The sequence below is a fragment of the Veillonella parvula genome (genome assembly GCF_032550495.1).
GTDB classification, from domain to species: Bacteria; Bacillota; Negativicutes; order Veillonellales; family Veillonellaceae; genus Veillonella; species Veillonella parvula_G.
Genome location: NZ_JAWFZJ010000001.1, coordinates 530,044 through 544,286 on the forward strand (window position 1 = coordinate 530,044; position 14,243 = coordinate 544,286).

14 protein-coding genes are annotated in these 14,243 nt (G+C 34.1%); 2 read left to right on the forward strand and 12 right to left on the reverse strand.

The features are described 5' to 3' along the window. Position 1: 1 nt before the first annotated feature. From E6X37_RS02650 to E6X37_RS02680, 7 genes are all read right to left on the reverse strand, one after another. Positions 2–1,291, reverse strand: a complete 1,290-nt coding sequence (locus E6X37_RS02650; RefSeq protein ID WP_004695772.1) for a homoserine dehydrogenase — start codon at positions 1,289–1,291, stop codon at positions 2–4. Between the two features lie 24 nt (positions 1,292–1,315). After that, entirely contained in the window at positions 1,316–1,765 is a 450-nt protein-coding gene (locus E6X37_RS02655; RefSeq protein ID WP_004695770.1) for an ACT domain-containing protein, read from the reverse strand. A gap of 13 nt (positions 1,766–1,778) precedes the next feature. Beyond that, positions 1,779–2,771: a lysylphosphatidylglycerol synthase transmembrane domain-containing protein gene (locus tag E6X37_RS02660; protein WP_004695768.1), complete on the reverse strand. Its 993-nt coding sequence runs from the start codon at positions 2,769–2,771 to the stop codon at positions 1,779–1,781. Beyond that, complete coding sequence (locus E6X37_RS02665) at positions 2,768–3,622, reverse strand: ChbG/HpnK family deacetylase (protein ID WP_004695765.1); 855 nt, start codon at positions 3,620–3,622, stop codon at positions 2,768–2,770. Before E6X37_RS02665 ends, E6X37_RS02660 begins: the two co-directional genes overlap by 4 nt. 159 nt (positions 3,623–3,781) lie before the next feature. Next, positions 3,782–4,576 carry a TrmH family RNA methyltransferase gene (locus E6X37_RS02670; RefSeq protein ID WP_004695763.1) on the reverse strand — a complete coding sequence of 265 codons (795 nt, stop codon included), beginning with the start codon at positions 4,574–4,576 and terminating at the stop codon, positions 3,782–3,784. A gap of 1 nt (position 4,577) precedes the next feature. Then, the gene (locus E6X37_RS02675; RefSeq protein WP_004695761.1) at positions 4,578–6,323 is read right to left on the reverse strand and encodes an ABC transporter ATP-binding protein; all 1,746 of its coding nucleotides are present in this window, start codon (positions 6,321–6,323) and stop codon (positions 4,578–4,580) included. Then, positions 6,310–8,037 carry an ABC transporter ATP-binding protein gene (locus E6X37_RS02680; protein ID WP_004695760.1) on the reverse strand — a complete coding sequence of 576 codons (1,728 nt, stop codon included), beginning with the start codon at positions 8,035–8,037 and terminating at the stop codon, positions 6,310–6,312. The genes E6X37_RS02675 and E6X37_RS02680 overlap by 14 nt, the downstream gene beginning before the upstream one ends. Positions 8,038–8,448: 411 nt before the next feature. Here E6X37_RS02680 and tpx point away from each other — a divergent pair, with 411 nt between their 5' ends. Together tpx and E6X37_RS02690 are read left to right on the forward strand one after the other, a co-directional pair. Continuing rightward, positions 8,449–8,964, forward strand: coding sequence for a thiol peroxidase (gene tpx / locus E6X37_RS02685; protein WP_004695758.1), 516 nt, complete (start codon positions 8,449–8,451; stop codon positions 8,962–8,964). A 110-nt stretch (positions 8,965–9,074) separates the two neighbouring features. Next, complete coding sequence (locus tag E6X37_RS02690) at positions 9,075–9,470, forward strand: phosphate-starvation-inducible protein PsiE (RefSeq protein ID WP_004695756.1); 396 nt, start codon at positions 9,075–9,077, stop codon at positions 9,468–9,470. 105 nt (positions 9,471–9,575) lie between these two features. Here the strand turns inward: E6X37_RS02690 and E6X37_RS02695 are convergent, their stop codons facing one another. The 5 genes from E6X37_RS02695 to mtaB form a co-directional block, all read right to left on the reverse strand. Next, positions 9,576–11,480, reverse strand: coding sequence for a type I glutamate--ammonia ligase (locus tag E6X37_RS02695; RefSeq protein WP_004695754.1), 1,905 nt, complete (start codon positions 11,478–11,480; stop codon positions 9,576–9,578). A 236-nt stretch (positions 11,481–11,716) separates the two neighbouring features. Further along, entirely contained in the window at positions 11,717–12,160 is a 444-nt protein-coding gene (locus E6X37_RS02700) for a GatB/YqeY domain-containing protein (protein WP_004695753.1), read from the reverse strand. Positions 12,161–12,242: 82 nt separating this feature from the next. Then, the gene (rpsU, locus tag E6X37_RS02705; RefSeq protein WP_004695751.1) at positions 12,243–12,422 is read right to left on the reverse strand and encodes a 30S ribosomal protein S21; all 180 of its coding nucleotides are present in this window, start codon (positions 12,420–12,422) and stop codon (positions 12,243–12,245) included. A 157-nt stretch (positions 12,423–12,579) separates the two neighbouring features. Further along, positions 12,580–12,924 (reverse strand): histidine triad nucleotide-binding protein, encoded by a 345-nt coding sequence (locus tag E6X37_RS02710; RefSeq protein WP_156697541.1) that lies wholly within the window; start codon positions 12,922–12,924, stop codon positions 12,580–12,582. An 11-nt stretch (positions 12,925–12,935) separates the two neighbouring features. Beyond that, positions 12,936–14,231 (reverse strand): tRNA (N(6)-L-threonylcarbamoyladenosine(37)-C(2))-methylthiotransferase MtaB, encoded by a 1,296-nt coding sequence (gene mtaB / locus E6X37_RS02715; protein ID WP_024061685.1) that lies wholly within the window; start codon positions 14,229–14,231, stop codon positions 12,936–12,938. Positions 14,232–14,243 lie beyond the last annotated feature (12 nt).

A 14,243-nucleotide genomic window follows, 5' to 3' on the forward strand; every position in this document is an offset into this window, starting at 1 on the left:
ATTAAGCTTCCATAATACGAATAACACTATTAACAGCCTTAACGGAGCGCAAGCTATTAAAAGAGTCTATAAGATTTAAAATATAAGATCTTGGGCATTTAGATGTAACAATGGCAAGAACTGCAGTTTCTGGATCCATATTTCGTTGAACGATGGATAAAACAGAAATTTTTTGTTCTGCTAATTTTGCAGAGATTTTTGCTAGAACACCTGTTTTATTATCCACTGCTAAACGCAAGTAGTAGCTAGATTGGATTTTACCTGGAGAATAAATATCTTTTTGATCATAATAGAACGGTTTCAAGCGCCCTGTTTCATTATAAGAGACATTCTTTGCCACTTCCATTATGTCAGATACTACAGAACTACCTGTCGGTAAGCTACCTGCACCACGACCATATAGCATGACATCATCGATACCATTGCCCTTAACATAAATTGCATTGTAGGATCCTCGAACAGATGCTAATGGATGTGTCGTAGGAATAAATGCAGGATATACATTTAAAGATAATCCTTGAGCAGTTTCTTTAGCAATACCTAATAATTTAATATTGTAACCAAACTCTTTCCCAAATTTTATATCTTCAGTATCAATACAAGTAATACCTTCTACAGTTACATCTTCAAAGAAAATACGACGGTTAAAGCTAATAGATGCAAGGATTGCCAATTTACGAGCTGCATCAAGGCCTTCTACATCAGCTGTAGGATCTGCCTCTGCATATCCTAAATCTTGTGCTTCTTTTAATACATCTTGGTAGCTTAAACCTTCTTCAGACATTTTAGTCAAAATAAAGTTTGTAGTACCATTCATAATACCAATGATTTCAGTAATACGATTACCGGCTAACGATTCATATAATGTGCGGATTATAGGAATACCACCTAGAACAGATGCTTCAAAACGTAGATCTACCCCATTTTTACTCGCTAAGTCTAATAAGTATGGACCAGCTTCTGCTAATAAGTCTTTATTGGCAGTTACCACATTCTTCTTAGCTTTTAAAGCTCCTTCTACGCAATCCTTAGCAAAGCTTGTACCACCCATCAATTCCACTACCATTTGGATGGAATCGTCTTTTAACACTTCATCAATATCAGTTACATATTTAGCTGTTTCTGGTAATGTAATATGACTATATTTTTCTGGATTTCGTACATAAATTTTTGAAATTTCAACATTGACACCTGTACGATTTTTAATTAATTCAGCATTGTCTTGCAATAAGTTAAAAGTACCTTGTGCAACAGTACCAAAACCTAATAAAGCAATTTTTATAGTGGTCATAATCGTCCTACTCTCTTAATTAGCCTATGCTTGGCCTAAAATTTCTACCTTGATAATACCCTTCATAGAGCGAATATCTAGCAATAAATCTTCTAATGAACCTTGTAAATCCTTGGTTTCAAAAGAAATGCTACTATTCGCAATGCCTTGTAATGGAATATCTTGATTAATCGTTAAAATACTACCGTTACGTTCAGCAATGGCTTTCAAAACGCTTGATAACATACCAGATTCATTTGACATAGAAACATAAATACTAACAATTTTCCCTTGAGCAATTTCAAAAAATGGAAAAACATAATCCTTGTATTTATAATACGCAGATCGACTTAAATCCATTTTTTCAACTGCTTCGTTAATTGTTTTAACCTCACCTAGTTTTAGAATTTCTTTTACTTTTATCGTCTTTTTTATAGCCTCTGGTAAAATATCTTCTTGAACCAGATAAAATTTATCTTTTTTTGGTTTAGACATAGAGCACACTCCCTTATTGTTCTCTTGAAGTTTCTTGGGCAACGAATTGTCGTCCATATAATGTTAATACTGCATACATACCGATGAAGAATGGCATATATTCAGCCACAACACGCCATCCTACAGCGATGATGCCCACTGTTCCATTAGGTACAAAGGCACTAAATAATACTACAAATAGACCTTCTGCAATGCCTGTTCCCCCTGGGGTTGGTGCAAAATACAAAATAAGATTTAATAAAATCATGCGATCTAAAATATCGATAATAGGAATATCTGGTGTGAAAGCATACATTAAAGCGGGTGCAATACAATATAAGCATAATAAACTCAAACCAGATTCAATAAAAACTATTAAAGATTGGACAGGTTGTTTATAAAGTAAACCAAGACCTTGATTTAATGTTTCTAATTTAGAAAGCCAATCTTTAGTGTTATGTGCTTTAAATCGTTGTGCTAGATTATAGACAAATTGACGCATATATTTAGTCTGTAATATATAAGTTCCCACTAAGGCCGCTATAACAGCAAGCACGGCAAAAATCAAAAGCATATCACGAGAGATATATGGAATTTCAATAGCATCTCGTAAGAATACTAATGGCAGCATAATGACCAAAAACATAATGGAAAATACGGTACGTATTAATACAATCGGTGTACCTTTAGATATAGGTACGCCATAACTTCTCAACACCAGTACTTGCGCGACAGCACCCCCGCTAGCTCCAGGTGTCAACATAGCCATAAAATAATTACTAAAAATAACTCGTAGCACTGCTCGTATCGATAACTTGTAACCACCAATTTTTACGAGCCTTTGAAGTCGTAATCCATCAAAATACATACCTGCTACTAAAGCAACTACAGCTAATAATAAGGAAATACTATTAAAAGATGATATGGCTTTCAATGCATCTAAATCAATAGTATAGTAAATGATACCAATTGATACAGCCAACAACAAGAGAAACATAAAGATGCCTCTCTTCATCATTTTACTCATACCAAGTCTCCATAATTAATGAGCTCTATATCATGTTGACTTATATATAATCGCGTATGACTGGAACAGAGTGCTTGCAACTCATCTTCCCAATGATAACCCCAATTATAAAGCTTACTAAGAATACTACTATTACTACCTGGGTGAACCATCAATTCATGGGTACCAGAATGTTTATTTACCGCTTTTAGGATACCCATTAGAGATTTCTGATTTATATGGCCTCCATTTACCATGCCCCAAAAATATTGGGTTGTAGTCATACAATTATTTCGTATGATTGGTCGCGCATTAGCCGCAACCGTTGATAAACCAACTTTACCAAGAAATCGAATTGGGGAATACATATAATTCATAAAACCAGTAGACTCATCGGGTATACGTATAGCATGTATACCAAAGGATTTTGCCTGTTCAATCACAATTGGCAATACCGTTGGTAGAACATGCATATGTTGATGTCCATCAATATGAGTTACCCTTAAGCCGGTATCCATTATTTGAGCTATTTGTCCATGAATCTCTTTACGTAATTCACTATAATTGATTTTGCCAGAGTAAATACGTTTAATAAATTCTACATAGTTCTCTGGAAATACACCTTCTGGTGTGAGAAGTGATGAAACTTCTGATGGATCACATACTGGTTTCACCCCACCTACCAAGGTAATATGAATACCAATGCCCAACTTAGGGTTTTGTTTTGCCATACTTACGGCTTCTGTAAAAGCTTCTCCTCCTGCCATTAAAGAGGTACTGGTAATAATACCTCTACGATGACCATCAATAATACCAGCATTAACTGCACTATGAAGGCCAAAATCGTCTGCATTTACAATTAATTTGGACATAGTTATCTTCCTTTTCATGAAAAAAAGGGAGAACTTTGTTCTCCCACAAAGGATATATGTTATTGTACCAAATACACAACTAAAAAATCAATACAAAAGCCCTCTACTTGTATACTAGTAGAGGACTTTTTATAAGGTCATAAATTTTTATCATATATACTAAGGCATCAATTGTTCTTGTACTTTATACATACATAATGCAGCAGCTACGCTTACATTTAAGGATTCCATATCACCATACATAGGAATCATAATACGATTTGTACATAGATTCATAACCTCTGGTGTTACGCCATTCCCTTCGTTTCCTAATACTAGCATAGTTCGCTTAGCATAACGTACAGTATGATAAGGATTGGAATGTTCTAAAGCAGTTACATAGGTAGTCATATTAGACTCAGTTACCATATCATGTAACAGAGATAAGGTAATATCCTCATATAAAGGTATTTTATGTAAGGCGCTCATAGTACTGCGCACTGTCTTGTCATTAAAAGGGTCCACAGTTCCTTTCATCAAAAATATACCTTTTACACCTGCTGCAACTGCTGTACGAATTATGGTACCTAGATTGCCAGGATCTTGAACTCCATCTAATGTAATATATAAGCCATCATCAATGTGAATGCTTTCCATATCGTATTTTGGTTTTGATACAATAGCAACTACACCTTGTCCATTTACGGTATTATCCACCTTATCAAATATTGGATCTTGTGCAATAAATTTAGGTACAAATTGAACAGTATCTAAGTCTAATAAATCTAATACATGTTTATCTTGCGCTTTAGATTCACGTATAACAATTGTTTTTACTGCCCCCATAGCTGCAATATCTCGAATAGATCGAATACCTTCAACAATGTACTCTCCATATTTTTGGCGATTTTTACGCTGCCCTAATGAGATAATTCGCTTAATGGTCTTATTATCTTTAGATTGGATACATTCCATACTAACTCCCACTGTGTTGATTATTCCAGAGATTATAAAAGGTCCCTTTTAAGTTGATAAGTTCATCAAAAGATCCTATTTCTATTATTTTACCATATTCCATATACACTATTTTATTGGCATCTTTTACTGTTGAAAGGCGATGAGCAATACTTACAATTGTTTTACTACCTCGAATATTTTCAATACTTGCTTGAATTTGCTTCTCCGTATGACTATCAATGTTAGCCGTTGCTTCATCTAACAATAGAATAGGTGTTTTTTTAATCAAGGTACGGCCAAAAGCCAACAATTGCTTTTGCCCATCAGATAGTAAGGAGCCTAAATAACCAACCGGTGTGTCATACCCTTCCGGAAGGTGTTCAATCATAGAATGCAAGTTAACTTGTTTTGCTGCATTGACCATATCCTCATTAGAAATTGATGTATCAAAAAGTGTTAAATTATCTCTAATGGAACCCTTAAATAGATAAGCTTGCTGAAAAACATATCCCATTAAATGACGAAGTACAGAACTATCATATTGGGCAATATTTATACCGTTAATATAGATAGCCCCTCTTGTTGGTTTGTAGATTCCCATCAACAATGACAAAAGTGTTGATTTACCACTACCAGAAGGCCCTACAATACCTATGAATTCTCCAGCTTTAATAGTGAATGTAAAGTCCTCTAGCGCATAAACGTCGTTATTTTCATAGGAAAACCATACATGCTCGAATTCAATCGTCTCTATATATTTAAATTCATCAGGAACTTCATTAGCCATCTGACGCTCTTCTTCCTCTAATAAGGGAACTAATCTTTCAGCACCAGCTAATGCGCTTTGTAGAGAGTTATATTTATCTGCAATTTCCTTTAATGGTTGGAAGAATCGGTCCATATATTGTATAAAGGCAAATACTGTACCAGCATCAGCTACGGAGTCTATTAAATTCGTAGTTGTAAAAATAACAATTAACGCAACAAAGAATAGACCATCTACGAGCGGTCTAAAAATAGAAAATGTGGTAACCTCAAAAAGACCTGCTTCTAAGAAACCTTTATTAACAGTATTATAACGTTCCTCAATTGCTCTTTCGCCACCATAGGATTTTACGATTACAATATAATTTAACAGTTCCTTGATGCTTGCATTAGAAGCAGCTACAGAACGTCTTACCTGACGGAATGCTTTGCGAGAAAACTTTTGAAACACCCAAATAATTCCACCCATTATAGGTAGTAAAATTGTCATGATTATTGCTAAAGGTACATTAATGGCATACATAAATCCTAATATACCAATAATCATTAAACCGCTACTTGCCAAATTCAGAATTACATCTGTATATAATGTACGTAATGACTCTACATCATTAGTAATGCGAGTTACCCAATTCCCAATTGGCAACTTATAGAACTCATCATGTGGTTTATTAAGAATCTTTTGGAATATAATACTACGAATATTATAGATAATTTTTTGACCAAAACTTTTTAAAAAGTAATTCTCTACAAAGATAAACAATACACTACCAATTATAGTAAAGCCATACATTAAAGCATAGTATTCAATAACAGCGATATCATTAGTGGCAAATCCAAGATCGATAACTTGCTTAGTTAAATATGGGCGTAAAAGTAATAGTACTAAATTTCCTGCGAGCGCAACCGTTGCTAAAAATAGAATACCTAAATAAGGCTTAATGTAGCCAGTTATATAGGAGAATAGAGCCCAGTCATTTCTTAGATCACGCTTCTTCATGATGGCCCCCTCCATTCTGCGCTTCATATAAGGTACGGTATAAACCATTGTTACCTAATAATTCTTCATGAGTACCTTCTTCTACGATACGCCCCTCATCAAATACTAGTATTTTATCTGCTTTCTCTACAACCTCTAATCGTTGTGAAATACATAGAATCGTCTGATCTTTTACATTATGTAATGAATTTAATATGGTTGTAACTGTTACTGCATCTAAAGCGGAAAAACAATCATCTAGTAATACATATGGCGCATTTTTATAAAAGCCGCGAGCCATATTGATTCGCTGCTTCTGTCCACCTGATAAATCATGACCTTCTTCAGCAAGCTCATGTAAATCATCGTTTAACAAATCGCCTAAATCTCTATATAAGTCTGCCTTTTGTGCTGCCAACTCTACAGTTTCATGCATGGATAAATCTTTACCAAATTTAATATTATCAGCAATGGTCGTACTTAATAGGTAAGATTGTGTCGGCACATAAGCAATTGAGTTTCTAAGCTTTGATAAAGAAACAGTAGCTAAATCTTGACTGCCAAAATAAATAGATTTTTCCGGACACTCTTGTAATCCAATAAGCAATTTAAACAATGTACTTTTGCCAGAACCGGGTTTACCAACTAAACCAATAAAAGAACCTTTTGGTATTGTCGTTGTCAACTGAGATAATGCATGCCCTTTAGAGTTTTCATAAGTAAAATCTAAGTATCGAATATGAATATCCTCAAGCGGCAGTACTTCATCGGTATCATCTATTGTTTCTGTAGGCAAATGTAAGAAATCCATAATACGATCTAAAGAAGCAAGACCTTTTTGTACAATAGAAATAAGGCCACCAAACCCTATTAAAGGTCCCACAATTAACATTATGAATGAATTAATAGTAACAAATTCGCCTATAGTCATTTTGCCTTCTACAGCTAAATGTCCACAAATAAAAATACTAATACTGATACAAATAAAGGGTGCAATTCTTGTCAACGGTGTTAATATTGCATCTAGTAGTGCAACATCCATATTCTTCTTATAATTAAGTTTATTTATTTTTTCAAAAGAATTAGAGATAATGCTTTCACGATTAAAAGCGCGAATAACATCCATCCCTTGAAATAACTCTTGTCCAAACTCTGTTAAATCGCTATAAGTAGCTTGTGCACTACGTTGTTTAATACGTAGCTTTCTGCCTAGTACAAATATAGCCACAATAATTAAGAATACAGGTGTCATAATTTTAAAAGCTAATACAGTATTAATCTTTTGAATTAAAATTATGGAGCCCACAATGGAATAGAAAATAATATCCACTATAATCATTACACCTAGACCAAGGGCAACACGTAGCGATGTTACATCGTTAGTCATGAGCGCCATAACCTTACCAGGTCCATTAGCCTCATAGTACGTTGTTTTTACTTGTAATGCTTTACTACACAAAATCTCACGAAAAAGATACTCCATGCGACGAATAGAGCCTAATAGGGTTCTGCGTGAGATAACTTTTAAAATAGTGATAATAATAAATAATAAAATGAAATAAAAAATATAAGTGACTAACCCTTCCTTATTATTGCTCAACGTATCTATAGCATTACCAATAAATTGAGGAACAAATAAAAAAGCCACGTCAATTGCCATCAACATAGTTAAGCCAATGGCATAGATCCAGCCTTCACGCCGGAAAAACTGCATAAATAAATCTATTGGTTTCATAGGTCCTCTCTAACATATCCTATTAAGTCTAATCAAAATCATTGCCTATATAATTACTAGTATCATTATATTGTAAATGAATTTAAATCAATACTGTAAAAGCTAAATCAACAAATTTTATTACGTTAACTTTTCTCTTTATAGTATACACATTTTTTATGATACATTAATACACCTATACGTATAACAGTTAGATTAAATATTTTATTACAGTAGTAGTTCTATTTCATCAATATTAATATTAGTTAAATGGCCTCTTTAAATTTTTACAGTAATCAATCGTAACGATCTTTTTAATTAATACTATATCGAATTTTTTAGTTTACTTATGGTAATGTAAATGTTATACTATGCATATAAAGAAATTATATTTTACATAATTAGAATTAAAACTCTTAGGAGGAATACAACATGGAAAAACGTACTGGCGTAGTAACATTTGCAGGTGGCCCTATCACATTAGTTGGCCCAGAAATTAAAGTAGGTCAACAAGCTCCAGACTTCACTGTATTGAGCAATGACTTGCAAGCTAAAACTTTAAAAGACTTCGAAGGTAAAGTAAAAGTTATCTCCGTTGTTCCTTCCCTTGATACAGGTGTTTGTGATGCTCAAACTCGTTGGTTCAACCAAGATGCAACAGCACTTTCCGAAGATGTAGTCGTATTGACAATTTCTATGGACTTACCATTCGCTCAAAAACGTTGGTGTGGTGCTGCAGGCGTAGATAAAGTTGTTACTTTGTCTGACCACAAAGATGCTTCCTTCGGTGAAAACTATGGTTTCTTGATTGAAGAGCTTCGTCTTTTAACTCGTGGCGTTGTAGTAATCAACAAAGATAACAAAGTAACTTATGTTGAATATGTACCTGAAGTAACTCAAGCAGTTAACTTCGATGCTGCATTAGAAGCTATTAAAGCTGATATCTAATTCGTAGATATTCATTTGATTATAGTACAATGTAATCGAAAAAGACCGTACGGTGTACGGTCTTTTTTATGTAGTATAATATTTAGATTTTTATTGTAGGTGAATTATATATGTGGATTCGTATTTCTAAACTATTATTAACGATAAAAAATATAGCCCTTGTAGGCGTTGGTATTGCACTTTGTATTGCACTTATTAATACATTGATTAGTCTTGTCTATGTTACGTGGGCGAATATTCAAGGTTATAGTACATACTCTTTATTGATTGAAGAACTAATTACCTTCTTTCTATACTTTGAGTTTATTGCACTCATCGTTAAATACTTTAAAAATAACTTCCACTTTCCACTTAACTTCTTTTTATACATTGGCATAACTGCAATTGTAAGACTTCTAATTATCAATCATGAATCATCATTTGATAATTTAATTTGGTCTGTTGCAATTTTTGTACTTGTATGTAGCTTAGTATTAGTAGAAAAATTTATTGGACATAACGAATAAAATTTAAATCGTTTTGTTTGAATATATCTAATTTATTTAGATATATTTAAATGAAAAATGGCCTCTACCGTAGTAGAGGCCATTTTTATTAATAAATTGATTTTATTAGAAGATATTTTTAGCGTAGTTAGCGTATTTAGCTTCTAATTCTTCCATTTTATCATTCATTTCGATTTGTAATTGGGATGCTAAATCATATTCACCATCATTAAGTGCATCAATTAAACGAGTGAATAAGGATTTACGATCATCACTATCTTTAGCAAGGTAGAAACGTAAGTCATTAACTTCTGCAAAGCGTTTATCATCTACACTATTTCGGCTGTCAGTATGAATTGCAACCATGCTACGAACTGTATCCAAATTGTTTGGGATTAAGCGGTTAGCCAATACTAGTTTCCAGCGTTTAAGAATGGAGGCAATAAAGGAGTCCATTAAATCTTTAGCAAATGCATTGCCTTGAGCCAATGTTTCTACTAATTCAGGATTATTTTGGTAACCCTTTATGTTTTCCCATACAGTAGCTGGAGCAACACCAAACATTTGATTACGTTCTTCTTGTGTGAAATCATCAAACACATCTTTTTCAGTACGGTATGCACGATTTGTAGCAAGATAATCAGATGTTTCACCTACTTCTTTGGAAAGCTCTGCTTCCAATTGAGCTTGTGTTTTACCAGATGTAATGGCATATTTCATACCATCAAATGCAGAAATAAAGATCAACGCTAAAGCAGTATATGTATTGGTGTAAGGATTTGGAGAACGCAATTCATAACGTGTCGCCATAGGATTATCGATATCTCGAATTAAACCGCAAAGGATTGTACGGTTACGGCTAGGTTCAGATGGATCAGTACCTAAAGATGTAACAATACATACTGGCGCTTCAAACCCAGGTTTTAAACGGTTTAAAGAATCTGTTGTAGAGCTGATGAATGGATTAATGGCTTCATAGTGTTTTAAAAGTCCCATAATTGCACCAATGCCTAAAGAGCTAGCAGATTCTTTACGCATATCTTCTGGGCTAAATAAGTTAACAACTTTACCAGATTTTAATTTAGCCATAACACCAAAATGAGTATGTTCACCAGAACCAGCTACACCAATTATTGGTTTTGCATTAAATGTTACATCAAGACCATTTTCACGGAATACTTCACGAACAATGATACGAGCTTGTAATTCATTATCTGCTGTTTGTAATGGATTATTTGAGAATTTCCAGTCGATTTCTAATTGTTCTAATACAACGGCTTCATGACCATCTTCATCAAGTTTAGCTTTAACGCCACCTACTTCTTTATGCCCCATTTCAGCAACCATACCATATCTATCAAGACGTTCAACAGCTTGTTCTAATGCAGTGCGAACTGTACCATGAGTACGTTGCCAGTATTGTTCTTGTAATTTTTGGGATACGGATAATTCTTTTTTGGTAACTGTTCTAGATGGAGTTTTTACCCAGAATTCTAGTTCTGTTGCAGATGTGAAAATGATATCTACAACTTCATCAGCTTTCACATGCGGCATACCAGGTAAACCATGTTCTTTAATCAAAGCCAATAATTCAGCACGTACATAGTCGCAGCTGCGTTTTAAAATAGAACGAGAATCTACATAGCGATAGTTATGCATCAAGAATGCAGGAATACGAAGTGTACCAGTTGGTAATCCTGTAACAGGATCAATATTTTCGTAGTTGTAATCAACAAACCAGTTTACACTTGGATCGCCCCACATATCTACACGAGCATTATTTAATGTAGCAATATTTGTAAGTACTACAGAGGAACCATCTGTTTGAACAGCACGACCTTCAAAGAAAGATTCGTAGTCATCGAAGAATGCTGACATAGGAATCTTTTCATCAGTATCATTACCTGCTAAGTCAATACCTACAAGAGATACGAACTTGATTTCAGGATGTTGTTCTAATAATGCAAGAACGCCTTCTTTCCCATATTGACCCGCCGGAATGTAATATAATAATTCGTTAGTTGTCGACATATTTGTTCCTCCTAAAAGAAAAAGACTCCAACAAATAAATATATAAATCTATATATCTAAAGTGGAGTCTTCGTTGACCAATTATTTTATTGAGTTCATATTATCATATGTTGAAAATATATGTCAATAACTTTCTATAGAATTTCATTATTCTTTTAAAGTTACATCTAACACATCCAATACTATCAACTTTAATCAATAACTGTATATAGAATGGTCGTTGATATCACTATATATTATCCAAGTAATTCTTTAACAATATTATTGACAACCTTACCATCTGCACGCCCTTTTGTTTTTGGCATTACATGTTTCATAACATTGCCCATATTTACGTTATCACCACATGCAGCAATGGCTTCTTGTACAATTGTACGAATTTCATCTTCTTTCAATTGCTCTGGTAAGTATTTTTGCAATACAGCCATTTCTTCTTTTACATGACTAATTAAGTCCTCACGTCCCGCTTTTTCAAATTCTGTTAAGGAATCTTGACGAGTTTTCATTTCTTTAGCTAAAATGCCAAGAATGCCAGCATCATCTAGCTCAATTTTGTCATTGATTTCTGTATTTTTTATGGCACTATTGACCATACGAATTACAGATAACGCTGTTTTACCTTCTTCACGAGCTTTCATAGCTGCTTTCATATCTTCCTTTAATTGATCTTTTAAACTCATATTTCCTCCTTATGTATATAATAAAGAAACCCTAATTCTGGATTTCATAAAGCCATGAAAAGGCAGAATTAGGGTAATCATCTTATGCTCTGAATTTGCGTTTTCTTGCTGCTTCAGATTTTTTCTTTCTTTTTACGCTTGGTTTTTCATAGTGTTCGCGTTTTCTTACTTCAGACAAAACACCCGCTTTTTGGCAGGAGCGTTTAAATCGACGAAGAGCACTTTCAAGCGTTTCGTTTTTACCGACTTTGATTTCAGACATCTATATCCCTCCCTCCAAAAATAATCTCGGGAAGTGCTGATAATTTACATACGCACATATAATATTATATGTATAGGTATAGATGTTGTCAATATTTTCAAGTATATTTTATAGGTTTTTTAATGAGTATTATAAAAAGAATACATAATACTCAAAATTAGGCTTCTGGCCAGCCCATTTCTTCTCCACCTAAAAGGTGTGCATGCATATGGAATACCGTTTGACCGGCTTTTCCGCCAGTATTAAAGATCAAGCGATAACCATCTTTAGAAATACCAAGCTCTTTTGCTACATCGCGAACAAATGGTAATAATCCTTCAACATAATCTGCATTCTTTTCAGTAAGATGTGCGATATTAGACACATGATTTTTAGGTACGATTAGAACATGCACCTTTTTCACCGGTTGAATATCATGAAAGGCATAAAATTTATCGTTTTCTAACACTTTTTTAGAAGGTATTTCACCACTAATAATTTTACAAAAAATACAATCGCTCATAATATAACTCCTTACTCAATAATTAAATAATTATCTTCTAAACCTACAACAGTTCCACCAACGAGATCACCAATTTTACGTGTCCCATCTGACTTAACTTTACCATTTATATATTCATTTGTTAAGCCCATGTAGTATCCATTCTCTTCCTTTTCGATGAGAATCTCACCAGGCTTACCAATGCGTGATTTTGCGTATCGTTCATAACCAGATTGGCTAAGACCATTTAAAAGTGCTACACGAGTTTTCTTAACAGCTTCTGGTACTTGATCCGCCATAGTGGCTGCAGGTGTACCCTCACGAATGGAGTATGGGAAAGCATGAATGTGCGAAAATCCAATTTCACGTACTGTATTCAATGTTTCTTCGAAGTCTTCATCAGTTTCTTGAGGGAAACCAGCAATAATATCAGTTGTAATTGATAAATCTTTAATACGAGAACGTAAACTTGTAATTAAATCTTTATATTCTTGTAATGTATAATGGCGTTTCATCAACTTTAATACATGGTCAGAACCTGCTTGTAACGGTAAATGTAAATGTGGACAAACACGTTTATTCGTAGCCATTAATTCTACTAACTCATCAGAAACCTCTACGGATTCAATGGATCCGAAACGAATGCGGTATAAATTAGGAATCTCTAATAAAGCTTTTACCACATCAGCTAATGTTGGACGACCTGGTAATTCGACACCGTAATTACCCAAATGTATACCAGTTAATACGATTTCATGGAATCCATGATCTACTAAACGTTTTGCCTCTTGTACAATATCATCAACTTTACGAGATTTTAACTTTCCTCGAGTATAAGGAATGATACAAAAGGCGCAATAGTTATTACAACCTTCTTGAATTTTCATGAACGCACGAGCTTTGTCAGATTCATTACCATATAACGGCATTTCCTCGAAGTTAGATTCCTTCATGATATCCCGAACAGCATTAATTTGTCGTTCTGTAGATTCTAATTGCTCTACTAATTCAACAATTTTAGAGCGATTATTGGTACCAATAACGAGATTAACACCATCTATAGCGGCAATCGCATCTGGATCAAGCTGAGCATAACAACCAGTTACAATAACATAGGCATCTTCATTTTGACGCTTTGCCTTGCGGATTAATTGACGGGATTTCTTTTCCCCCATATTCGTTACAGAACAGGTATTAATTACATATATATCAGCTTTTTCATCGAAGTCTACCGCTTCGTAATTATTTTGTAAAAATAAACCTTTCATGGCATCTGTATCATATTGGTTTACGCGACACCCTAAGGTTGTAAAAGCAACGGTTTTCATTGCACCTCTCTA

Coding starts and splice junctions, on each gene's coding strand:
- E6X37_RS02650 (WP_004695772.1), bottom strand. CDS start 1,291: ATGACCACTATAAAAATTGCTTTATTAGGTTTTGGTACTGTTGCACAA.
- E6X37_RS02655 (WP_004695770.1), bottom strand. CDS start 1,765: ATGTCTAAACCAAAAAAAGATAAATTTTATCTGGTTCAAGAAGATATT.
- E6X37_RS02660 (WP_004695768.1), bottom strand. CDS start 2,771: ATGAGTAAAATGATGAAGAGAGGCATCTTTATGTTTCTCTTGTTGTTG.
- E6X37_RS02665 (WP_004695765.1), bottom strand. CDS start 3,622: ATGTCCAAATTAATTGTAAATGCAGACGATTTTGGCCTTCATAGTGCA.
- E6X37_RS02670 (WP_004695763.1), bottom strand. CDS start 4,576: ATGGAATGTATCCAATCTAAAGATAATAAGACCATTAAGCGAATTATC.
- E6X37_RS02675 (WP_004695761.1), bottom strand. CDS start 6,323: ATGAAGAAGCGTGATCTAAGAAATGACTGGGCTCTATTCTCCTATATA.
- E6X37_RS02680 (WP_004695760.1), bottom strand. CDS start 8,037: ATGAAACCAATAGATTTATTTATGCAGTTTTTCCGGCGTGAAGGCTGG.
- tpx (WP_004695758.1), top strand. CDS start 8,449: ATGGAAAAACGTACTGGCGTAGTAACATTTGCAGGTGGCCCTATCACA.
- E6X37_RS02690 (WP_004695756.1), top strand. CDS start 9,075: ATGTGGATTCGTATTTCTAAACTATTATTAACGATAAAAAATATAGCC.
- E6X37_RS02695 (WP_004695754.1), bottom strand. CDS start 11,480: ATGTCGACAACTAACGAATTATTATATTACATTCCGGCGGGTCAATAT.
- E6X37_RS02700 (WP_004695753.1), bottom strand. CDS start 12,160: ATGAGTTTAAAAGATCAATTAAAGGAAGATATGAAAGCAGCTATGAAA.
- rpsU (WP_004695751.1), bottom strand. CDS start 12,422: ATGTCTGAAATCAAAGTCGGTAAAAACGAAACGCTTGAAAGTGCTCTT.
- E6X37_RS02710 (WP_156697541.1), bottom strand. CDS start 12,924: ATGAGCGATTGTATTTTTTGTAAAATTATTAGTGGTGAAATACCTTCT.
- mtaB (WP_024061685.1), bottom strand. CDS start 14,231: ATGAAAACCGTTGCTTTTACAACCTTAGGGTGTCGCGTAAACCAATAT.